Origin of the sequence: Pedobacter nyackensis, from assembly GCF_032678475.1 — a bacterium.
Taxonomy (GTDB): Bacteria; Bacteroidota; Bacteroidia; order Sphingobacteriales; family Sphingobacteriaceae; genus Pedobacter; species Pedobacter nyackensis_A.
Genome location: NZ_JAVTSF010000006.1, coordinates 200,087 through 223,829, shown reverse-complemented (window position 1 = coordinate 223,829; position 23,743 = coordinate 200,087). Strand labels below are relative to the sequence as shown.

Genomic DNA, 23,743 nt, shown 5'->3' with positions numbered 1-23,743 from the left:
ACATGGCAGATCATCATCATCACGAAGAAGAATTCAGGATCAATGAACCTGAATTTAACCGGTTGAACCAAAAGCTGGACAGACGCAATTTTCTGACTAAAACATCGATGGGTATAGGTGCTTTGGCACTTGGCTCTTTGTTTGGTAATAAGTTAATCGGCAGTTCATCTCGTCCGGTAATCAATAATGCTACAAGCGATATGGAGCAGGAGATACTGAGGGCTTTACCTCACTTTGCTCCAAAAGCCAAAAGAGTCGTATATCTTTTTATGAGCGGCGGACCATCGCAACTGGAAACTTTTGATTATAAACCTGCTTTAGTAAACCTGATGGGTCAGAATCTTCCGGATTCTGTGCGAAAGGGGCAAAGGCTAACTGGTATGAGTGCCAACCAGAGTGCTTTACCTATGGTTCCGTCCTATTTTAAATTTAATCAGCATGGACAAAATCAGACCTGGGTTAGTGAATTACTACCCTATACAGCGAAGGTAGTGGATGATCTTTGTATTGTGAAAACCATGCATTCTGAAGCGATCAATCATGATCCCGCAATTACTTTTTTCCAAACCGGGAACCAACTGCCCGGTCGGCCCTCAATAGGCTCCTGGTTAAGCTATGGTTTGGGCTCTGATAATGATAATCTGCCTACTTTCATAGTATTGGTATCCAAAAATGCAAAGAAAGATCAGCCGCTTTATGCGCGGTTATGGGGGAATGGATTTCTCCCTTCTAAACACCAGGGGGTACAGTTCGGCTCAGGAAAAGACCCGGTATTGTTTCTGAATAATCCGGAAGGCTACGATGGAGCTGACAGGAAGGAAATGCTGGAATACCTTTCTAAATTAAATGAGGTGCAAAACAGTGCCTATGGTGACCCTGAAGTAGACGCGCGGATAGCGCAGTATGAAATGGCTTACAGGATGCAAACATCAGTTCCAGATGTAATGGATGTTGCAGATGAGCCGGACGAGGTATTTGATTTGTATGGCCCTGATAGTCGCGATCCTGGAACCTATGCTGCGAATTGTCTTTTAGCAAGGAAGTTGTTAGAAAAGGATGTGAAATTTGTTCAACTTTATCACCAGGGCTGGGACCAGCATGGCAGTTTACCATCTGGTATTGCGGAACAGTGCAAAGCTACTGACCAGGCAACAGCCGCTCTGATCACAGATTTGAAACGCAGAGGTTTACTGGAAGATACGCTGGTGATCTGGGGAGGTGAATTTGGGCGTACCGTGTATTCGCAAGGTAAGTTAACGGCTAATGATTATGGCAGAGATCACCATCCACGGTGTTTTACCATGTGGATGGCAGGTGCGGGGGTGAAACCGGGAATTAGTTTCGGTGAAACAGATGACTTTAGCTATAATATTGTTAAGGACCCGGTTCATGTACACGATTTCCAGGCAACGTTATTGCACTTAACGGGAATTGATCACCAACGACTGACATACAAGTTTCAAGGACGCCGTTTCAGACTCACTGATGTAGAAGGACAAATAGTAAAGGGTATTTTAGCATGATATTACTAGATATTTTTACATTTTCAGGTCGTCTGCACCCATTGATTGTACATTTGCCGATTGGTTTTATCCTCCTGGCTACATTGTTTGATGTTTTATCTTATCTGAAAAGATACCGGTACCTTAAGCAAACAGTACCACTTATATTATTGATAGGTTTTATTGCGGCCGTATTGGCCTGTGTGTTCGGGTATTTACTTTCCCTTAGCGGTGAATATGATTTGGAGACACTTAGGTACCATAAGTTTTCGGGGATTACGTTGGCCATCATTTCGGGGCTGCTTTACGGTTCTGCAACTGAAATGATTAAAAAACATTTGCGACTGAGTGATAAACTATTTTCAGTTCTGCTCATTGGATTGGTTGTATTGATGAGCTATAGTGGTCACCAGGGCGCAAGTCTGACCCATGGAAATGATTACCTTAGTTTTCGTACGCTGATGCATAAGGAACGTGAAAAACCCACTACGGTAGAACAGGCTATGTTGTTTGAAGATGTCATACAACCGATCCTTCAAAATAAATGTGTCCAATGTCATCGTGAGGGTAAACAAAAAGGAAAACTGTCGCTTGAAACGTTGTTAGAAATAAAGAAAGGAGGAAAATCCGGGCCGGCAGTTGTAGCAGGGAAGTTGGATGCCAGTGAATTATTCAGACGTATTACGCTGGATGAAGGCCATAAAGAGTTTATGCCTAGTGATGGAAAACCTCCATTAACTAAAAATGAAGTGGCATTGATCCGCTGGTGGATTAAGGAAGGTGGAGTTGGAGCGGGTAAGACTATTGCAAAGCTTGGGAATACAACTGCGTTAAAGCCAAAGGTAGCCTTGTTTCTGGGAATTGGAGGGGCGGCAGATGCCGGGAAAGATGATGCGGAAATTTCTGTAGCTGTTAATCCGGATTTGCCTCTTTCTGTCGATACGATGGTCATAAATAGCATGAGAAATAAAGGGGTAAGAGTTAGGGTTATGCTGAATAAACCGATTATGCTTGACGTTACATTGCCACCAAAATCGACAATTAAAGTTGCCGATATAAAAGCTGAACTGTTGAAGGTTGCGAAGAGTATTGTTTGGTTAAATCTTTCAGATAATCAGTTAACAGATGCTGAACTTGACTTTTTACCGGCTTTGACAAATCTTGAGAAACTGAGATTGGAAAAGAATTTGGTTACCGATCGAGTAAGTGATTATCTTGTTTCCTTAACAAGCCTGGAAGCAGTGAACTTGAACGAAACCGGGATAACAGATGCCACCATGCTTAAGCTTAAGAAGAATCCCGGGATTAAGAGGGTATATAGCTGGAAAACCGAAGTAAATGAAATAGAATAAAATCTTTCCTATTTTTGGCCAAAATAAGATAATATCATTATGCTTGGACTAAAATTATTGACAGACCCACGTTGGGCAAACATTGCTGAATCAAATTTGGAAGAGATTTTAACCGATCATGCCTGGTGTGAGCAAAAAGCAGCAACAAATGCCATTACGTTAATTGCCAATAATTCGGAGCATATGGATCTGGTTGAGGAACTGACTATCATCGCCCTTGAAGAAATGCAACACTTTCAAATGGTGGTGGATATCATTAAACAACGAGGTTATACACTGGGGCGTGAGCGTAAGGATGATTATGTGGGGCGCCTGGTGAAATTCAGTAAGAAGGATGGCAGCAGGAACACCTCATTTATCGATCGGTTGTTGTTTGCAGCTATGATTGAAGCCAGAAGTTGTGAACGTTTTAGGGTGCTTTCCCAAAACATTAAAGACGAGGAGCTGGCTAAATTCTATTATGATTTAATGGTATCAGAAGCTGGCCATTATACTACTTTTCTAAACTTTGCCCGTAAATATACTATCGACGTTGATGTGGATAAGCGATGGAAAGAATGGCTTGAATTTGAAGGTGAGTTAATTCAAAGCTTTGGTAACAAGGAAGCTATTCACGGCTAATATTTTATATATAAATATTTAAATCTTATCTTGTCGTGCCTAAGCTGGTAATTTTTGTCGGCCAAGGCCCTAAACACAAATGACTATAAACAATAATTATTTTATGCGTAAAAAAATCCTAGTATTTGGTATGAGCTGCCTGTTAATGGCGGGTTCTGCCGATAATTTGTTTGCTTCGGCAAATACTCCAGTTATTAAAACAGCACAATCAGCAGCACCGAAAGATCTGATCGGACGTTGGGATATTATCGTTGATGTAAATGGTAAAACTGCTCCCTCATGGCTGGAAGTAAAACTATCAGGTTTTAAAACATTGGTAGGTTATTTTGTGTCTGTAGCTGGAAGTGCTCGTCCGGTATCCGAAGTGAAGTTTGACAATGGCAAATTCAGATTCGAAATTCCACCACAGTGGGAAAGTGGAGACCAGAATTTGATCATCGAAGGAGAGCTTACTGCTGCTGGAATAGCGGGTACGATGACAGATTGTGATGGTAAAAAATATAGCTGGAAAGGTGTAAAAGCTCCTTATTTAAAAAGAACTGCTGCACCTGTTTGGGGCAAACCAATCAATCTTTTTAATGGTAAGGATTTAAGTGGCTGGAAAGCTTCAGGTGAAAACCAATGGGTAGTGAAAAATGGTATTTTAACCAGTCCTAAAGCAGGTTCAAACTTAATTACCGATCAGAAATTTACCGATTTTAAATTACGTGTTGAATTCAAATATCCGAAAGGTGGCAACAGTGGCGTTTATTTAAGAGGCCGTTACGAAACTCAAATCGAGGACAGCAATAAAGACGCGCATCCTAATAGTGTGTTATTTGGTGGTATTTATGGGTTTTTAACCGCTAATGAAATGGTTACATTAGGACCAGATCAGTGGCAAACTTTTGACATTACTTTGGTGGGCCGCCTGGTAACTGTAGTCGCTAATGGTAAAACCATTATCAGTAATCAGGAAATTCCGGGTATTACTGGTGGTGCGTTAGATAGCAATGAAGGTGAGCCGGGTCCTATTTATCTGCAAGGTGATCATATGCCGATTGAATTCAGAAAGATCGTAATTACACCAGCGAAATAGCTGTAGTGTATTAAAAAGAAATAGAATTACTAAACAGAGCCCGATAGAGAATATCGGGCTCTGTTTATTTAACATCAGTTTTATTAGCTTTTGAATGTAGTAACAAAGGCGTTTTTTGATGTCATTTTTTTAGTATAAGTAAAAGGTTATTCGTAAGAATAGCCTTTTTTTATTGATTGTATTGTCCATTATTAAGATCGAAAAATCCATTTCAAGACACGGTATAATAACGAATTTTGGAATCATACTATAGCCAATTATCGGCCGGTAGTGGATATATACTTGCTGAAAGTCAGTTACATTTAGAATATTTAGGCATAGAACAATTAGGAATACTTGTTCTTTTTTAGGCTTTTGAAAATTTATTTCAAGAGGAAAAATGATGCTAAAATAGTGATATGTGGATATGTATATACAATATATGTTGCTTAGATAAACCAAACTAAACCAAATAAATTATGAACGAAAGTATCTTTTCTTACTTGAGGGTGAAATACCTCTTGTGTATTTTTTTACTGGGGATCTGTATTCAGGTATCTATCGCGCAAACCGGCGATCTTACCATTAAGGGTAAGGTGAAAGATACAGATGGACTCGGGTTGCCAGGTGTTAGCGTAAAGCTGAAAAACACTAACATTGGAACAATTACAGACCGTGATGGTAATTATAACATCAAAGTACCAAATCTCAAAGGAATTCTTGTTTTCTCTTTTGTGGGCTATGTAAAGCAGGAAGTAGAAATTAAGGGACTCGAAAAAATTGACGTGTTGTTGTTAGAAGATAAAAGTGAGCTGAATGAAGTGGTGGTGGTAGCTTTTGGACAACAGAAAAAGGAGAGCATGGTCAGTTCCATCACAGCGATCAACCCTAAGGAATTGAAAGGGCCGACAAGTAACCTCACAACGATGTTAGCTGGTAGGTTATCGGGAGTTGTTGCTTATCAGAGAAGTGGAGAGCCGGGGGCGGATAACGCACAGTTTTTTATTCGGGGAATTACCACATTCGGAAGTGGAAAAGTAGATCCGCTCATCCTTATTGACGGTATGGAATCTACTTCCAATGCGTTAGCCAGGCTGCAGCCAGATGATATTGCAGGCTTCTCTGTGTTAAAGGATGCGGCAGCATCCTCGCTTTATGGTGCCAGAGGAGCAAATGGGGTAATATTGGTAACTACCAAATCTGGAGCAGATGGAAAAACCAGGTTTAATATCCGTGCAGAAAACTCACTTTCTTCCAATACCGAAAATTTTAAACTGGCCGACAATATTACTTATATGAAGTTAGCAAATGAAGCGGTACTGACCAGGGACCGGCTTGGTGAATTGCCTTACCAGCAGAATCAAATAGATAAGACTATAGCAGGTGAAAATCCATTACTATATCCAAATAATGACTGGATTGATTTACTGATTAAAGATTATACGCTTAACCAAAGATTCAATATGAATATGAGCGGCGGTGGTAAAGCTGCTCAATATTATATCTCCGGAACTTATAATGTGGATAATGGAGTATTAAAGTCTGAACACGGTAATAAATTCGACAACAACATTAAACTGAAAAGTTATGAAGTCCGTTCAAATGTAAACGTTAAGCTGACCCCGACTACCGAGGGGATTGTAAGAACTTCGGGAAGTTTCGATGACTATCAGGGGCCGATAGGTGGTGGTGGAAATATATTTCAGGGGGCTATAGCAGCGAATCCGGTAAAGTTTCCGGCGATTTTCCCTGCATCCGACTTACCTTACGTGGAACATCCCTTATTCGGAAATGCAAAAATTAATGAAAGAGGAGAGGCTTTATACTTTAATCCCTATGCCGAAATGGTTTCCGGATTTCAGCAATCAAATGCGTCAACATTAAATGTACAGCTGGAAATTAAGCAGGATCTTAAATTTGTTACACCCGGCCTTAATGCAAGGGTAATGGCCTACACGCAGCGGTATTCTTCTTTTAGCGTAAGCAGAAAATACAACCCATTTTTTTACCGGGCTAATGCAACAAGCGCTGCAGGTGACAAATATAATTTAGAATTGCTGAATGAGAGGGATGCGACGGAGTATTTAAATTATTCGGAAGGAGGAAAGACTTTAAATACAGTGTCTTATCTGGAGGCAGCGGTTAACTATAATCGCACTTTTTCTGAAAAGCACAGCGTTGGAGCACTTTTAGTAACCCAGATGCGAAATTATCTTACCGGCAATGCTGGTAACCTTCAAAGCTCATTGCCGTTTAGAAATCAGGGATTATCGGGAAGACTTACTTATGGTTACGACAACAAGTATCTTTTTGAAGCGAATTTTGGTTTGAATGGTTCAGAGCGATTCGCTAAAAATCATCGCTATGGTTTTTTCCCTTCTATCGGATTAGGATGGAATGTGGCTAATGAGCAATTTTTTGATCCGCTGAAGAATGCAGTTACCAAATTAAAATTCAGGGCTACCTACGGGTTGGTAGGTAACGATCAGATTGGTAATCCTAACGACCGTTTTTTTTATTTATCCAATGTTAATTTGAAAGATGGAAATCACGGATCTGCATTTGGAACTAATTATAACTATAACAAACCAGGTGTATTAATTTCCAGGTATGCCAATGAGTCGATTACATGGGAAGAGGCAAAAACAATTAATATTGGAATGGATCTAAGCCTATTTAGTAATCTGAATATCATTCTGGATGTTTATAAACAACGGCGTAATAATATTTTGATGAGCAGAGCATATGTTCCTACAACAATGGGGCTTTCTGCGGGTATACAGGCAAATGTTGGTGAGGCCGAAGGCCAGGGGGTTGATCTTTCTGCAGATTACAATAGGAATTTTGGGAATATGTGGGTACAGGTAAGAGGAACGTTTACGTATGCAACCAGCAAATTACTGATTAATGAAGAACCCAATTATCCTTCAAGTTTAGCTTATTTATCCAGAATCGGTAAATCTCTTAGTCAGAATTACGGGCTAATTGCCGAAAGGTTATTTGTAGATGATGAAGAAGTGAAAAACTCTCCGGTTCAGAGTTTTGGTGAGGTAATGGGCGGAGACATTAAATACAGGGATATAAACGGAGATGGTATAATTTCTTCTTTTGATTATGTTCCCCTGGGTTTGCCTTCAACTCCTGAAATAATTTATGGATTTGGATTGTCCTTAGGTTATAAAAAATTTGATATCAGCGGTTTTTTTCAGGGGTCTGCCAGGTCTTCTTTCTGGATTAATCCCGACAAAATTAGTCCTTTCATTTTAAACGGTGCATATCAGCATGGCCTTTTAAAGGCCGTTGCCGAAGATCACTGGTCTGAAGATAAAAGAGATCTTTACGCCTTTTGGCCACGTTTAAGTCCAAATCTAAGCAGAAATAATCTCCAGCCCTCTAGCTGGTGGATGCGTAATGGTTCTTTTTTACGGTTAAAAACTGTTGAAGCAGGTTATAATCTTTCTGGTAAATCGCTAAGTAAAATCGGACTTGGATCAATCAGACTATATGCAAATGCAAGCAACCTGTTTGTAAAAAGCAGTTTCAAACTATGGGATCCGGAGCAGGGCGGGAACGGCCTCGGTTATCCGGTTCAAAGAGTATTCAATTTTGGACTAAATGTGCAATTCTAACTCAAATAAGAAATTAGATATGAAAAGATATACTATTCGTTTAACCCTTTCAGCAGTATTGCTGATGCTAATAATCAATTCCTGTAAGAAGGGTTTTCTGGATGTAGTACCAGATAACGTATCCACTATAGATCATGCTTTTGCCAATCGCAACGAAGCTGAGAAGTTTTTGTTCACCTGCTATGATGGTTTGCCAAGGGAAGGACATCCCGAGATGAACGCAGGAATGAACACAGGTGATGAACTCTGGATTTACTGGCCAATGCCTACCGGCGAGGATTATTCAAGTTTGTCTCCCTACAACATTGCAAGAGGACTTCAGAATAAAGATGAACCAGACTTGAATTATTGGGACGGATACGACGGTAAGTCTATGTGGCTTGGAATTAGAAACTGTAATATATTTCTTGAAAACATTGAGAAGGTCAGAGATCTGGAACCCTATATGAAAGATCGCTGGATTGCTGAAGCCAAATTTTTGAAAGCCTATTTTCATTGGTATTTATTCAGAATGTATGGCCCTATTCCTATCGTAGATAAGAATTTGCCAATTTCTGCGTCCCCGGATGAAGTAAAAGTAAGTAGACAACCTGTAGATTCTGTGGTAAATTATATCACCAACCTTTTAGACCAGGCAGCTGCTGGTGAAGGGAGTGCGGGGCTGCCCGATAAGATCCTGAATTTAAGTACCGAACTGGGAAGAGTTACGAAACCTACAGCGCTGGCCATAAAAGCAAGAGTTTTGGTAACAGCGGCCAGCCCTCTGTTTAATGGGAATCCGGATTTTGGTAATTTCAAGAATCCAGACGGGAAATTCCTGTTTAACCCTACCTATGAGCAAAAGAAATGGGAAAGGGCAGTGGAGGCGTGTAAAATTGCAATTCTTGCAGCAAAAAATGCTGGTGTAGACCTGTATCGCTTTAGCTCTGCCACACAGACAGTGGATGAAGCTACCAAAATTGAAATGAGCATCCGGAACGCCGTATGTGAAAAATGGAATGCAGAATTGATTTGGGGTACAACTACCAAACCAAATGATACCTGGACTCTGCAATTGTATGCGAGCCCACAGTTAGAAGCTAGTATCCCTAATTCCGGGTTAAAAGGACAGCTTGCACCCACCTTAAAAATGGCCGAGTTGTTTTATACTGAAAATGGCGTGCCCATCACGGAAGATAAAACCTGGGACTATGCGAATAGGTTCCATCTCAGAACGAGTACTGCAGCTGATGTCGGTATACAAAATGGTTACCAGTCTGTAGGACTACATTTCGATAGAGAGCCCCGTTTTTATGCGGATATGGCATTTGATGGTTCTACATGGTTTATGAAAAATGGAAATTTTAACATTCAAAGTAAATCAGGACAATATTCAGGAAAGAAACAAAGCCGCATATATTCTGTAACAGGCTATTACACCAAGAAACTGGTAAACTGGGAAATGGTGGTTAGTCCCACATCAATAACTGTGGAGCGTTACCCCTGGCCGGTAATGCGATTGGGGGATCTTTATTTACTTTATGCTGAGGCATTAAATGAAACAGATAACAAACCACTTGCATTAGAATACCTTAATATGATAAGGGATCGCGCAGGACTTAAATCTGTTGAAACTTCCTGGACAAGTTATTCAAATAATCCAGGTAAATATTTAGATAAAAATGGCTTAAGGGATATTATACATCAGGAACGTTTAATTGAAATGGCCTTTGAGGGTAGTCGTTTCTGGGATTTAAGACGTTGGAAAACCGCCAGAGAACTATTGAATCAGCCTATTTATGGCTGGGATGTGATCCGGTCTAGCTATGCGGATTACAATAGGAGGGTATTGTTGTTTAATCAAAGCTTTAACAGTCCCAGAGATTATTTCTGGCCGATCAAAGACAATAGTTTATTGGTGAATCCAAACCTGGTCCAAAGTGTTGGCTGGTAGTTATGGTCAGTAGTAATTTGGTGTTTAATGACTAATCACAAAAAAGAAAAAAATGAAACGATTAATATATGTGTTATGTGCGGGATTGTTACTTATGGCAACGAGTGAATCCTGCAATGAAACAGAAGTAGGTACAATTGATAAAAACGATAATCAGGCGCCCGGGCAGGTGAGCAATGCGCAGGTTGAAAACCTGAATGGTGCAGCAAAAATAACTTATAGCTTGCCGAAAGATAAAGATTTACTGTATATAAGAGCTGTGTATACCAGTAAACAGGGGGTAGTTCGTGAAACGAAAGTTAGCCGGTATCTGGATAATTTAACACTGGAAGGTTTTGGAGACACTGATATTTACGAAGCAAAACTATATGCAGTAGATAAGAGTGAGAATGAATCTGCCCCCTTAATTGTAAAAGTACATCCTAAAACACCTCCTTTTGCGCTTGTTCAGGATTTGCTTATAGCCACAACTGCCTTTGGTGGGCTGGATGTTGCCTTTGAGAATGAAACAGAATCAGATGTCTCAATTGTTATTTTAACAAACGACAAACTGGGCAATTTTGTACCAATAAGAACACTGAATACAAAGTCTAAAATAGGTAGTTTTAGCGCAAGGGATCTTCCGGCTGTGGAGACCAGGTTCGGGCTTTTTGTCCGGGATAGATGGGGTAATTTGTCTGATACAAGCTATGTAACCTTAACGCCGCTTTATGAAGCCCGGTTGGATAAAACAAAAATGAAAGCATTAAAAATGCCTACAGATGCAAATTTTTATCCTGGAAATGACGTTGATCATCTTTTTAATGATGATGTGAGCGCCAGTACTGCTTACCATTCAATTGATCCGGTAACCATGCCACAGTGGTTTACTTTCGATATGGGGCAAACAGCCAAATTGAGTCGTATGGCCTGGTTTATGAGGCCTGGGTGGTTTTATGCACTTCATAATCCGAGAAAAGTTGAAATCTGGGGTTCAAATAATCCAAATCCCGATGGAAGTTTTGACAATTGGGTATTATTAGCTACACACGAACAGATTAAACCCTCGGGTTTGCCGGCCGGACAGAATTCCAATGCCGACAATGAGGCTGCCGCGCTAGGCGAAACAATTGTTTTCCCAATAGACGCTCCTGCAGTAAGATATATTCGATTTAAAACACTTAAAAATTGGTCTGACGGTGTATATGTGAATTTTACAGAGCTGACCATGTGGGGTAATCCGGAGAAATAGGTCCGGGTATTTATGAATTAATAGAAGAAATTATGAAAACGATAAAATATCTGGCTTGCTTCTTTCTTTTTGGTACTGTAGTCGCAATAAGTTCCTGTACAAAAGAAGATGATTATAAAGAAATTACTAAAGATGGTGAGATTTACTATCCGGGTAGGGTAGACAGTGTGGCTGCTCAGGGGGGCAATAAACGGATTCGATTGCGCATCCATTTGGGAAATGATCCACTCGTAACTAAAGTTAAAGCCTTTTGGAACAATAGTGCTGATTCGGTGGAGATGAACGTAACAAAGACCACTGGTAAGGATGTGGTGGATATGCTCGTCAATAATCTTGCTCAAGGAACCTATTATTTTGAAGTGTATACATATACAAGTGACCGTGCTAAATCGATCGTTAAAAAGGTAACCGGAATGGTATATGGTGACAATTATCTGAAGGCACTCACTAACCGTACGATTAAGGCGCTTAGTTATGCTCAGGATGGAAGTAAAGTCCTTATAGATTGGAATGAAGCACTTGATGGGGAGAAATCTATAGAATTAAAATACACGGATGAAGCAGGAGCAACACAAACTATGATTGTTCCCGGTGGAGCAATGAAAACTGAAGTAACAGGATATAGAAGCGATACTAAGCTTACTTACCGGTCGATATATCTTCCGGAACCTCATGCAATTGATGAATTCTCCATAGGATATACCGAAGTAGTACTCCCCTTATTTGAGCGACAGCTGGATAAATCAAAATTTGCTGCGTATGTACTTCCTACAGATGCAACCGAAGAATGGGGCTGGGAATTGAAATTTTTATGGAATGAAAATTACAATCCTTATGGCTTCGCTACCGCCACCGCGATACCACAGTGGTTTACTTTTGATATGGGGACTTCAGCTTCTATTAGCAGGTTTAAGATCTGGCAAGCCAATGATCGGCTTTATAAGGGAGGAAATCTTAAGAAATTTGAAGTTTGGGGCAGCAATAACCCTGGCGCTGACGGATCCTGGACAAACTGGACAAAATTGGTTGATTGCGAGTCTAGAAAACCCTCAGGTTTGCCAGGTAACGAATACAATGACCAGGATGAAGGTTATGTTCGGGCTGGTGAGCCGTTTACAATGCCTGCCGGATCTCCAAAAGTCCGGTTTATCAGGATTAAGACACTTGAAACCTGGGGCGGTGGTGATGGCATTACCGTAGGGGAAATTACCTTCTGGACTAGCGACCGATAATGTTTTAGTCCCGGGGCATAATACTTATCTACCTAACCTTTAACCAAATATTATAAACACATGAATTTAAAATTGCTAGTGAACTTTTCCTTCTTACTGTTATTAGGTAACAGTGAGGAGGCTAAAAGTTTTATCCCCGTACCTGGTATAGACCGAAATCATAAGGTTGTTGTTGGTACATTTAAAGGAAAACAGGAGACGTTTTTGGTCAAGGGAGTTATATCTGACCAAAGTGGGAAGCCATTACCAAACGCTTCTGTTATATTAAAAGGAAGCTCAATTGGAACAACTGCAGATGAAAAGGGAAATTATTCCCTTAGTGTGCCCAGTGGGGATGGCACCTTGGTGTTTAAGTTCATTGGATTTCAGACCAGGGAAGAACCGATTTTAGGAAGGAAAACCGTGAATATTACCTTGCTGGATGATGACAGCCAATTAAAAGAAATTGTTGTGGTGGGCTATGCCACAAAAGATAAATCATCTGTTACAGGCGCGATTTCTCAGGCTGATAAAAAGGTCTTTGAATCACGGCCGCTGGTGGATGCTTCAAGTGCCTTACAGGGGGCTGTATCCGGACTTACAGTGGTTCGTAGTAGTGGTCAGCCTGGCAGGCAAGGGTATGATCTTCAAATCCGTGGAGTTTCTTCGGTAAATGGAAACAAGCCACTGGTATTGATTGATGGAGTTCCTGGCGATCTTAATGGTTTAAATCCCAGTGATATTGCTAGTGTTACTGTATTGAAAGATGCAGCTGCATCTATCTACGGGGCTCGTGCAGCTGATGGTGTAGTGCTTATTACGACCAAAAATGGTGTTAAGGGACCTCCGCAGGTAGATTATTCCATGAATTTCGGCCTGAAAACGCCTGATTATCTGAAAAGTGTGACCAGTACATTGCAGTTTGCGGAAATGACACACGAGTCGTTAACCAATGTAGGTTTACCCGGCGTTTCAGATGAGGTATTCAGTAAAATCAGACAAAGTGCACCAGCCGATCCAAAAGGATGGGTAACGTATTTGCAGGACTATCCGGGTTTTTATACGGATAACAACTGGAATAAAATTCTTTACGGAGACGCTATTCAGCAAACTCATAACATAAGTGTAACCGGAGGAGCAGAAAATAGTGGTTATCTGTTTTCAGCTGGTTACATGAAGGATAATGGGGTCTTTAAATATGGCGAGAATAATGCGAACCGTTATAACTTAAGGATGAACTATGATTTTAAATTATTGAATAAAATCAATGTTCAGACGAGAAATAGCTTTAGTAACGACATTGTACGGGAACCCCGATCATGGGAAGAGGTGATGTCACATACTCCGAGATTGTTTAATTTTGTCCCTTTACGAAACAAGCTAGGTCAGTATTATACTTATCAGGGCTATGTAAACCCTGCACAGCAATTAGAAGAAGGCGGTACGCGTGAATCCAATAACAATATATTTTCTTTTAATGTCAAAGCTGATGTAGAAATTCTAAAGGGCCTTAAAATAACAGGACAGGCAGGTGTGAACACCGGTAATTATTATGACCATGCCAATACCAGGACATTTACGATGTATGGCTATGAAGGCAATATCCAGGGGTATAGAAATCCGTTAAATTCCGCGTATTATGCGAATAGCAGGAATTTATTTAAATCATATACTGGTTTGATTGAATACACAAAGTTAGTTGGTGATCATCATAATTTCAGTCTGATGGCTGGAACCTCGTTTGAAAAAAATACGGACCTGGGAACAAGCGTTACCGGATCGAATTTTACAGGAAACGAAATATTTACACTTAATCTAGCCGATTTAACTAAGGCCGATTATACAGGACTATCAGGCTTTAATACAGATTGGGCATTAAATTCTTACTTTAGCAGATTTAGCTATGCCTTTAAGAATAAGCTATTTTTGGATGCAACTGTCCGTTTAGATGGCAGCTCTAAATTTTCACCGGATAAACGATGGAGTGCGGCGTTCCCTGGCGTGTCAATGGCTTATAATCTTTCACAAGAGCAGTTCATAAAATCGCTCAACATCATTAGCAATTTTAAACTGAGAGCCTCCTGGGGACAGGCGGGAAACCAGGAAATCCGAGCCTTTAGTAATTACGGTTATATCCCACTTATTACAGTAAGTGGGCGTTATCCGCTTGGTTCTCCGAATGCCAGATTCCAGGGTGCCATATCAGGTATTGCTTCTGACAAAAGAACATGGGAGACAATTGAAACAGCTAACTTCGGAATTGATTTTGGTTTCCTCGATAACCGTTTAACCGGTAGCATCGACGTATACAATAAAGAGAACCGGAATATGCTGGTAAATGTACAGGTGCCTGCAACACTTGGAGGCACACCACCAAGCCAAAACCTGGGGCATTTAACGACGAGAGGATTTGATTTTTCCATCGGATGGAAAGATCAGGCTGGAAAGTTTAAATACGGTATAGTGGCAATTCTGAATGACAGTAAAAATAAACTGGTAGAGTTAAAAGGTAATGATGTGCTTTCTCAGGGACTTAATTATACGCATCAGGGCTATTCTTTAAACAGTTACTTCGGATATAGTTTTGCAGGAATTATACAGAATGCCGAGCAGTTGGCTAATTATAAAAAATTGGCAGGTGTGCCAAATAACATTGGCATTGGTGATGTGATGTATACGGATATTGATGGTGATGGGAATATCACTCCTTATGGTGACCCCACTAAAGGTACTAAAGGTGATTTGGTTAATCTGGGCAATACTTTACCCCGATATACTTTCTCTGCCAATATCAATGTGTCTTATTCCAATTTTGACCTTTCGGTCATGATGCAGGGGGTAGGTAAGCAAATGAATATCAGGGACGGTTCATTTTCAGTGCCCATGAGTGCCATTTATTTCCAGCCGCTGGAATATTTTTATGGAAAAAGCTGGACGCCGGAAAATACGGGAGCAAAATACCCGAGGCTGATCCCCGGAGCAGTAGGCTTTGATAATCTGCTTAGTTACAACTGGAGGTATTCCTCTATGCGGGTAAATAACCTGGCTTACCTGCGTTTCAAGGTTATCACGCTTGGCTATAATGTGCCAGAAGCGCTTTGTAAAAAATTAAAGGTAAAAGGAATCAGGCTTTATGTGAGCGGGCAGGACCTGTTTACAATTTCAAATGGTACATGGGGACGTTCATTCGATCCTGAGGAAGGTTACAAAACTACAACCGAGCAAACTTATCCTTTTACCAAGGTGAAATCTGTTGGCCTGAACGTTAAATTTTAGAATTAGATAAAGATATAATTATGAAACATTATTCTAAACTATTCCTTGTAATGGTATTCACCTTTGGGTTAATATTTAATTCCGGATGTCAAAAACAACTTGATCTTAAACCTAAGGATACATTATCCGATGTGATCTTCTATAAAACAGCTGCTGATTTTAAACTTGCTGCAAATGGTCTGTATAATTCGCTGCAGGGATTCAATTTCAACGATCTTGAAACAGATATTGCTTTTAATATTGCAAATGCCGTAAGTTCAGGCGATTATCTGCCTTCTGAAACGGTAAGCACGTGGACGGATGCCTATTATTATATCCGTAATGCAAATACAATCATCAGTAAAGGAGCAGGGCTAACTGATGCGGGAATTAAAAACTATGTAGCTGAAGCCCGGTTTTTCAGAGCATACAATTACTGGCTCTTGTTCCGTCTTTTTGGTGGTGTGCCCATAATTACCAAAGCACTTGCCGTGGATGATCCTGAGTTGTATACAGCCAGGGCGACCAGAAAAGAAACTGTCGACCTGATTCTTAAGGATCTTGCGGATGCTGCAGTGGATCTTCCATTGAAAAGTAAGGTTGCAGGAATGGATGTTGGGCGGATCACCAGTGGCGCGGCCAATGCGTTAATGGCAAGAGTTGCTTTATTTGAAGGGACCTGGCAGAAATATAGAGGAGGTAATGGTGCCGATTATTTAAATATTGCTATTAATGCCACCAATACCTTAATAATTAGTAAGGAATACGATTTGTTTACTGCTAAGGGCGCACAGAGCTACCGTTATCTTTTTATTGAGGAAGGCGACGATTCGAGAGAAAGTGTGCTCGACCGAAGATATGAAGTAAATATTTCCGGGCAGCAATATCCTTATTCTGTAGTAGGTACTGTTTGTTATCTGCCCACCAGAAAATTAGCTGATATGTATTTATGTAAAGATGGTCTGCCTATCACGCAATCGTCGCAGTTTAACGGTTATAGTACGGTTAGTTCGGAATATGATAACCGTGATCCGCGGATGACGATGACGATGGTTATTCCGGGAACTTCAATTGTAGAAGTATTCAACCCACTTGTTCCTGTTGTGAACTGGCCGAATTCACCACAAAGGAATGGGAATACCGGATATATTACTTATAAATACCTTTCTGAAAATGTATTTGGTAATACAAATAATGGGGATAACTTTGGTTATGATCATCATATTATCCGTTATGCAGAAGTGCTAATGATCTATGCCGAAGCTACGTTTGAAAAGAATGGGGCCCTTTCTGATGATGACTTGAATAAAAGTGTCAACCTGATCCGCGCCAGGGCAAATATGCCAATATTGACCAATGCATTTTTAACAAGCAACGCATTAGACCTGAAAACAGAATTGAGGCGGGAAAGAAGTGTAGAATTTGCACTTGAAGGTTTCAGGTATGATGACATCAGGAGGTGGAAAACAGCAGAAACAGAAATGGTTCAGGACATCAAAGGGATAAAAATTAAAGGAACGGCCTGGGAAACAATTGCTCCGTATAATGGTGCGGGTTATCAGTCCAGAACAGATGCCAATGGGTTTTTAATTGCTCAACCTGCTTCAGCCCGTTCATTTAATCCCGATAAGCATTACCTAAGGCCATTACCTACAAAAGAAATCGCTTTATATAAGGGGAAACTCACACAAAATCCAAACTGGTAAACTAATGAAACCAAATATGATTAAAAACACAATTACAACGCTTTGTTTGTCCATTGCAGCCCACTCCGTTCTCGGGCAAGTCAATTCTACGCAAACAAGAGCAGCTAAAGTTATCAACGTTGATGCTAATGGCGCCGGACGAATTTTTGATGGAATCGGTGCGGTTAGTGCCGGCTCGTCATCAAGACTGTTAATCGATTATACTGATAAATCCAGAAGCGATATATTGGATTATCTGTTTAAACCAAACTTTGGTGCAGGCTTTACTTACCTTAAAACCGAAATTGGTGGAGACGGTAATACTACCTGTGGCTCGGAACCGAGTTTTGCGCGGACGAGAGAAGAAATGGCAGCACCGAATTACAATAGGGGATTTGAGTATTGGCTGATGCGTGAAGCAGCAGACAGAAATCCAGGAATTGAACTTGATGCACTTGAGTGGAGTATGCCAGGCTGGTTTAAAGGAGTCTGGTCGCAGGACAATGCCGATTACCTGGTTAAATTTATCCAGGGAGCAAAACAATGGGGACTTAACATGAAGTATATCTCTGGATGTTGGAATGAACGTGATTATAACAGGGATTGGATCGTCAATACTTTAAGGCCAACGCTGGATAGAAATGGTTTCAAAGATATCAAAATAAATGCCCCGGAAGGAGCAGGGAAAGCATGGGCAATCAGCGACCTGCTGGTTAAGGATTCCGTATTTAAAAATACGATTTCTTCAATCAGTTATCATTATCCGGATTCATATATGTGGCATGCAAATAAGGAAGAGCCAAATCCTAATTCTGTAGCAACCGGCTTGCCTTTATGGTCTGGAGAAGATTTTTCCCTGCCAGGAAAATCGTGGAGGAATACAACTTACTTAGCGAAAAACATATTGAAATGTTACATCAAATGGAAAATTGTGAAAGTGAACATGTGGTGCCCTATTGCTTCCATGCCTGATATTTCTTGTTTTTCGAATGTAGGAATTATGAAAGGAACAACCCCGTGGTCGGGTAACTACGAAGTCTGGCCAACCATTTGGGCGGTAGCACATTTTAACCAGTTTGCAAAACCAGGGTGGAAGTATATAGACAGTGGTTGTGGTGAACTAAGTGGCGATGGTGCTTATTGTACTTATAAGAATATGGATGGCAGAAACGACTATAGCATCGTTGTAGTAAGTGGTACCGATGCTCAAAAGTTAACGTTTAATATTGCTGATCTTCCTAAGAGCAAACTACATGTATGGAAGTCAGATAGTAAAAATCAGTTTCAGAAACAGGTAGACATTACTGCAGTAAATGGTGCAATTACCTTATCGGTTGATCCGGAAAGTATTTATACAATCACAACTACTACGGGGCAGCAAAAAGGCACGCACAATATTCCGAAAGAGAAAGCTTTTCCATTAAATTACACTGATAATTTCGATAATTATTCGTTAGATCGTGCACCGCTTTCGCCTAAATATTTTTACGACAATTCAGGTGCTTTCGAACTGACAAAATCTGAGGGAAATAATAACAAATACTTAAGACAGTTACTGGTAAATGACATCACCCACTGGATTCCGGATGAATGTGCCTATACTTTCGTTGCACAAGGTACAGAATGGGAGCAGGGGCAGATTTCTTCTGATGTTTTTGTCGAAAATGATGCTTTTAATGGTATTGGTTATGCCGGAGTTATTTTGAGAGGTGCCTATGATAAAGCTTCACAGGCAAATATTCCCTTCGGCTATCGTTTCAATATATACAAAGACGGTACCTGGAAACTGCAAACAAAAAATACAACATTAGCCAATGGCAAGGTGGATGTTAGCAAGTGGCATAACCTTAAGCTAACTGGTAAAGGAAACAATATTAAAGCTTACATCGATGGTCAGATGGTTGCCGATGTACAGGATGATACCTATTCAATTGGTGCAGCGGGATATGTTTCGGGGTTTAACTTCGCTAAGTTCGATAACCTTGTGCTTAACTATATGCCGGCTTCTGGTAAATTGCTGTCCGCATGGATGCCCGCAACTTCTCCAGCTGATCCAACAGGTAATAGCCTGATCAGCGCATTTGATGGCAATAGTCTTTCCAAATGGGCCCCTCCGGCTAATGGTACTCCTCAGATTTTGACAGTAGACCTGGGCGTAATACAAAAAATAAAAAGATGTGAAACCTTTACTGATTTCGTGAATAAGGGCTTACAATATAAAATTGAATATTCGACTGATAATTTAAAGTGGTCTGTTTTTTCCGATAAAACTACGAATACGGGCATATCAATTCCGTGCTTTACAGATCAGGGAAGTGCCAAAGGCAGGTGGGTACGTCTGACGCTTCTGCCGGCAAAGGATAATACCGTAGCTGGTATTTATGAATTTAAGGTTTATGGAGATTAATAAACAACACACACAACAATGAAACCGTTAATTGTATTTTACTTTTGCTATTTCGCTTTTACCAATGCAATTGCCCAGCAAAAGCCTTTAAAGTTATGGTATGATAAGCCTGCAAAAATTTGGGAAGCAACCCTGCCACTGGGAAATGGCAGGTTGGGGATGACCCCTGATGGGGGAGTTTTAAAAGAGAAAATTGTTCTTAATGACATCACGTTGTGGTCTGGTAGTCCGCAGGATGCCAATAATTACGATGCTTATAAAAGTCTCCCAGCCATCAGGAAATTAATTTTAGAAGGGAAAAATGACGAAGCTCAAGCATTGGTAAATAGTAATTTTGTTTGTAAAGGGGAAGGCTCAGCAGGTGAGCGGTGGGGTAAATATCAGACTATGGGTGCATTGGAAATTGATTTTACCTATAAGGGGCATCAGGCAGGACAACCAGATGTTAAACAATATCGTCGCGAGCTACTATTAGATCAGGCAACGGCAAATTGTACATTCGTACTAAATGGTGTAAATTATAAAAGAGAATACTTTACCAGTTTTGATGATGATGTAAGTATGATCAGGCTAACCGCTGATAAGCCAGGTCAGCTCAATTGTCGTATTTCGATGAACAGACCTGAGCGTTACAGTGTTAAAACCGAAGGGAATGAATTGCAAATGTCTGGTCAGCTCAATAATGGTACTGATGGTAATGGAATGCAGTATCTGGCAAGGGTGCAGACAAAATTAAAAGATGGAACTGTCCATGCTGAAAACAATAGTCTGGTGATCAAAGATGCGACAGAAGTTTTGATTTATCTTTCTGCCGGTACAGATTTCAGAGGTTTTGCATTCAAAGAAAAAACAAAGCAATTTTTATCTGCGGCTATGGAAAAGCCATATGAATTACAAAGAAGCAGACATATGGCTAATTTTGCTGAGTTTTTTAAAAGAGTGCATATTGATCTTGGTGAAGGTTCTTCATCAGGTTTGACAACAGACCTTAGGTTAGATGATTTTTACAATAATTTTAATAACGATCCTTCGCTTGCAGCGTTGTTTTTTCAATATGGAAGGTATTTAAGTATAAGTAGTACGAGAGTAGGTTTGTTGCCACCAAACTTACAGGGACTATGGGCGCAAGAAATCAACACTGCCTGGAATGGCGATTACCATCTCGATGTGAATGTACAGATGAATCACTGGCCACTTGAGGTGACGAACCTCTCTGAGTTGAATCTGCCACTTGCTGAATTGGTCAAAAGTCTTGTGGAGCCGGGAAAAAAAACAGCCAGAGCTTACTATAATGCAGATGGTTGGATTGCGCATGTGATAACTAACGTCTGGGGCTTTACCGAGCCTGGCGAAAATGCTTCATGGGGAGCATCTAACGCGGGGTCAGGATGGTTATGTAGCAATTTATGGGATCATTATGCCTTTACGAACAATTTGCTCTATCTTAAAAGCATCTATCCTGTATTGAAAGGCTCCGCTGAATTTTATAAAAGTGTACTGATTAAAGATCCAAAAACTGGTTGGATGGTTACTTCTCCTTCGGTTTCACCGGAAAATAGTTTTTATATGGCCAATGGAAAGACAGCAAGTATCTGTATGGGGCCTACCATTGATAATCAGATTGTAAGGGAACTATTTAGCAATGTAATTACAGCATCAAAACATTTAAAAATTGACAGAGACTTTAGAAAGGAGCTGGAGAATATGCTGAAATCAGTACCTCCGGCTGGAGTGATCAGTAAAGATGGACGCATTCAGGAATGGTTGGAAGATTATAAAGAAACAGAACCGACACATCGTCACATTTCTCATTTGTATGGGCTTTATCCGGCTCCATTTATTACACCTTTATCTACCCCGGAACTTGCACAGGCTGCAAGAAAAACGCTTGATGTAAGAGGTGATAAAAGTACAAGCTGGTCTATAGCTTATAAGATACTGTTTTGGGCAAGACTGCACGATGGTAATAGAGCATTCAAATTGGTCAGAGAAATTTTGAGACCTATACTAAACCCAAATAATATGATGGGTGGCGGAGGTGTGTTTCCTAATTTATTTTCTGCACATCCACCATTTCAAATAGATGGTAATTTTGGAGCGACGGCAGGTATAGCCGAAATGCTTTTACAGAGTCACGATGGATGCATTGATTTATTGCCGGCTTTGCCTGATGCCTGGAAAAATGGAACGGTTAAAGGACTTAAAGCAAGAGGTGATTATACAATTGATATGAGCTGGAAAAATGGTAAAATTACCAGTTATACTATATCTTCAACTAAGCCGGGTAAGGTTAAAGTAAGGTTAAATGGTAAATACCATGTACATACTATCAGTAGAAAACAATTTGGACTTTGGATTTTTAAAAACAGCGTAAGTAGTAGGAAAAGAAGTTGAATTGTATAAAAGGTAGCCATTATTTGGCTACCTTTTTATTTAAAAAGAGTTTTACGATATGACGCCGCAGGCGCGTAACATTAAGTTATGTAGATCAGTGTTTCTTACAAATGGTTTTAACAATTCACTACCTGGACCAAACATAGCCAATTCTACATAATCTGCAGAATGATCCATTGATCCCCAACCCACTGAGGTGTATTTAGATTGCACTAATGCCAGCTCTTTGTATGGAAGGTTACGTGGATTATATAATCCTTTTTCATCTATTTTACCATAATGAACCAGTATCTGTTCTGCTTCAGCGGTGGTAATAGGGAAACCTTGTGCCGCTTCTAATTTATCTATAAAGTCCCTTACAGATGTGTCTTTGCTCACGCCGTCAAGAATCCAGTTGTTAGTGTGTTTAAAATTAAAAATCCGCTCAAAATTGCGGTCGGCATTCGAACCATAGAATAACCCGGGATTGGCATTTCCATGGTCGGTGGTGATCACGACCAGCGTGTTGTCGTTCTGCTCTGCAAAAGCAATAGCTTCAGCAACAGCCTCATCAAAAGCAACCTGATCATAGAGTAAGCCACCTACGTCATTCGCATGAGCAGCCCAGTCAACCTTTCCAGCTTCTACTTGTAGCACAAAGCCTTTCTTATTTTTGCTTAAAGTATGAATTGCCTGTTTTGTCATTTCCGCAAGTGTGGGCACTTTTTCAATTAGGGCCTTATCATTTGCACGGTCTAATGAATAGGGGAGTGCATCTTCACTGAAAATTCCCAGCAAAGGTTTTGATCCACTCTGACCGAGAAGTTGTTTGCGATTGTTTACTACTTCGTAACCGTTGTGGCGGGCGATCCCAAAAAGATCCTTGCCATCTTTCCGTAATGAAGGCGAAAAATGGTTTAATCCGCCACCCATAATGACGTCAAGTTTCAGATCTAAATATTTAACCGCAATGCCCGGTTCATCACTACGTTTATTACTTGTTACACTAAAACCTGCAGGTGTTGCATGTGTAGCGGTTACTGTCGTAACTACACCCACTGATTTGCCTGCTTTTTTAAATTTCTGCAGGATGGGCATATTTTCAGAACCATCGGCGTTTACGTTAATTGAACCATTCGGTACCCTGACACCACCTCCCCAGGAAGAACTGGCAGCGGCAGAATCTGTAACCATAGAGCTTGCAGATGCGGTATCCATCAATGCCCGTGTAACCCTGTTTTGTTCATATAGAGAAATCCACTTGCTTGATTTTCCGGTTTTTCGATGGAGCAACATATTGGCCATGTTAAGTGTTCCTGTACTCATACCATCGCTTACCAAAAAAATAATATTTGTAGCTTGTTTGCCTTTAAAATCAGGCGTGGTAACGGCAGCTATGGAGTCGAATGGTGACAATAGCGAAGATCCCAGAAATGCCAGTGATCCGCCTTTAAAAAAGTCTCTTCTTTTCATTTGTCTAATATAAC

Annotated in this window: 13 protein-coding genes; 12 read left to right on the top strand and 1 reads right to left on the bottom strand. The window is 40.4% G+C overall.

The window, feature by feature from the left end:
* The first annotated feature begins 2 nt into the window (after positions 1-2).
* From R2Q84_RS18970 to R2Q84_RS18915, 12 genes are all read left to right on the top strand, one after another.
* A complete protein-coding gene (locus tag R2Q84_RS18970) occupies positions 3-1,523 on the top strand; it encodes a DUF1501 domain-containing protein (protein WP_316818168.1) in 1,521 nt (506 codons plus the stop codon).
* Complete coding sequence (locus tag R2Q84_RS18965) at positions 1,520-2,854, top strand: c-type cytochrome domain-containing protein (RefSeq protein WP_316818167.1); 1,335 nt, start codon at positions 1,520-1,522, stop codon at positions 2,852-2,854. The genes R2Q84_RS18970 and R2Q84_RS18965 overlap by 4 nt, the downstream gene beginning before the upstream one ends.
* Before the next feature lie 39 nt (positions 2,855-2,893).
* Entirely contained in the window at positions 2,894-3,475 is a 582-nt protein-coding gene (locus tag R2Q84_RS18960; protein ID WP_316818166.1) for a tRNA-(ms[2]io[6]A)-hydroxylase, read from the top strand.
* Between the two features lie 103 nt (positions 3,476-3,578).
* On the top strand, positions 3,579-4,553 hold the full coding sequence (locus tag R2Q84_RS18955) for a DUF1080 domain-containing protein (protein WP_316818165.1): 975 nt from the start codon (positions 3,579-3,581) through the stop codon (positions 4,551-4,553).
* Between the two features lie 458 nt (positions 4,554-5,011).
* On the top strand, positions 5,012-8,161 hold the full coding sequence (locus tag R2Q84_RS18950) for a TonB-dependent receptor (protein ID WP_316818164.1): 3,150 nt from the start codon (positions 5,012-5,014) through the stop codon (positions 8,159-8,161).
* 19 nt (positions 8,162-8,180) lie between these two features.
* Positions 8,181-10,094 (top strand): RagB/SusD family nutrient uptake outer membrane protein, encoded by a 1,914-nt coding sequence (locus tag R2Q84_RS18945; RefSeq protein ID WP_316818163.1) that lies wholly within the window; start codon positions 8,181-8,183, stop codon positions 10,092-10,094.
* 52 nt (positions 10,095-10,146) lie between these two features.
* Positions 10,147-11,325 carry a DUF5000 domain-containing lipoprotein gene (locus R2Q84_RS18940; protein WP_316818162.1) on the top strand — a complete coding sequence of 393 codons (1,179 nt, stop codon included), beginning with the start codon at positions 10,147-10,149 and terminating at the stop codon, positions 11,323-11,325.
* Between the two features lie 32 nt (positions 11,326-11,357).
* The gene (locus R2Q84_RS18935; RefSeq protein ID WP_316818161.1) at positions 11,358-12,557 is read left to right on the top strand and encodes a DUF4998 domain-containing protein; all 1,200 of its coding nucleotides are present in this window, start codon (positions 11,358-11,360) and stop codon (positions 12,555-12,557) included.
* Positions 12,558-12,617: 60 nt separating this feature from the next.
* Entirely contained in the window at positions 12,618-15,812 is a 3,195-nt protein-coding gene (locus R2Q84_RS18930) for a TonB-dependent receptor (protein ID WP_316818160.1), read from the top strand.
* A gap of 20 nt (positions 15,813-15,832) precedes the next feature.
* Positions 15,833-17,497: a RagB/SusD family nutrient uptake outer membrane protein gene (locus tag R2Q84_RS18925; RefSeq protein ID WP_316818159.1), complete on the top strand. Its 1,665-nt coding sequence runs from the start codon at positions 15,833-15,835 to the stop codon at positions 17,495-17,497.
* A 4-nt stretch (positions 17,498-17,501) separates the two neighbouring features.
* Entirely contained in the window at positions 17,502-19,883 is a 2,382-nt protein-coding gene (locus R2Q84_RS18920; RefSeq protein ID WP_316818158.1) for a discoidin domain-containing protein, read from the top strand.
* A gap of 18 nt (positions 19,884-19,901) precedes the next feature.
* Entirely contained in the window at positions 19,902-22,277 is a 2,376-nt protein-coding gene (locus R2Q84_RS18915) for a glycoside hydrolase family 95 protein (protein WP_316818157.1), read from the top strand.
* 51 nt (positions 22,278-22,328) lie between these two features.
* Here the strand turns inward: R2Q84_RS18915 and R2Q84_RS18910 are convergent, their stop codons facing one another.
* Positions 22,329-23,729, bottom strand: coding sequence for an alkaline phosphatase (locus R2Q84_RS18910; protein ID WP_316818156.1), 1,401 nt, complete (start codon positions 23,727-23,729; stop codon positions 22,329-22,331).
* Between the last annotated feature and the right edge of the window lie 14 nt (positions 23,730-23,743).

What these genes read in the sequence shown, in the direction of transcription:
- R2Q84_RS18970 (WP_316818168.1), top strand. Translation starts at nt 3, where the DNA reads ATGGCAGATCATCATCATCACGAAGAAGAATTCAGGATCAATGAACCT.
- R2Q84_RS18965 (WP_316818167.1), top strand. Translation starts at nt 1,520, where the DNA reads ATGATATTACTAGATATTTTTACATTTTCAGGTCGTCTGCACCCATTG.
- R2Q84_RS18960 (WP_316818166.1), top strand. Translation starts at nt 2,894, where the DNA reads ATGCTTGGACTAAAATTATTGACAGACCCACGTTGGGCAAACATTGCT.
- R2Q84_RS18955 (WP_316818165.1), top strand. Translation starts at nt 3,579, where the DNA reads ATGCGTAAAAAAATCCTAGTATTTGGTATGAGCTGCCTGTTAATGGCG.
- R2Q84_RS18950 (WP_316818164.1), top strand. Translation starts at nt 5,012, where the DNA reads ATGAACGAAAGTATCTTTTCTTACTTGAGGGTGAAATACCTCTTGTGT.
- R2Q84_RS18945 (WP_316818163.1), top strand. Translation starts at nt 8,181, where the DNA reads ATGAAAAGATATACTATTCGTTTAACCCTTTCAGCAGTATTGCTGATG.
- R2Q84_RS18940 (WP_316818162.1), top strand. Translation starts at nt 10,147, where the DNA reads ATGAAACGATTAATATATGTGTTATGTGCGGGATTGTTACTTATGGCA.
- R2Q84_RS18935 (WP_316818161.1), top strand. Translation starts at nt 11,358, where the DNA reads ATGAAAACGATAAAATATCTGGCTTGCTTCTTTCTTTTTGGTACTGTA.
- R2Q84_RS18930 (WP_316818160.1), top strand. Translation starts at nt 12,618, where the DNA reads ATGAATTTAAAATTGCTAGTGAACTTTTCCTTCTTACTGTTATTAGGT.
- R2Q84_RS18925 (WP_316818159.1), top strand. Translation starts at nt 15,833, where the DNA reads ATGAAACATTATTCTAAACTATTCCTTGTAATGGTATTCACCTTTGGG.
- R2Q84_RS18920 (WP_316818158.1), top strand. Translation starts at nt 17,502, where the DNA reads ATGAAACCAAATATGATTAAAAACACAATTACAACGCTTTGTTTGTCC.
- R2Q84_RS18915 (WP_316818157.1), top strand. Translation starts at nt 19,902, where the DNA reads ATGAAACCGTTAATTGTATTTTACTTTTGCTATTTCGCTTTTACCAAT.
- R2Q84_RS18910 (WP_316818156.1), bottom strand. Translation starts at nt 23,729, where the DNA reads ATGAAAAGAAGAGACTTTTTTAAAGGCGGATCACTGGCATTTCTGGGA.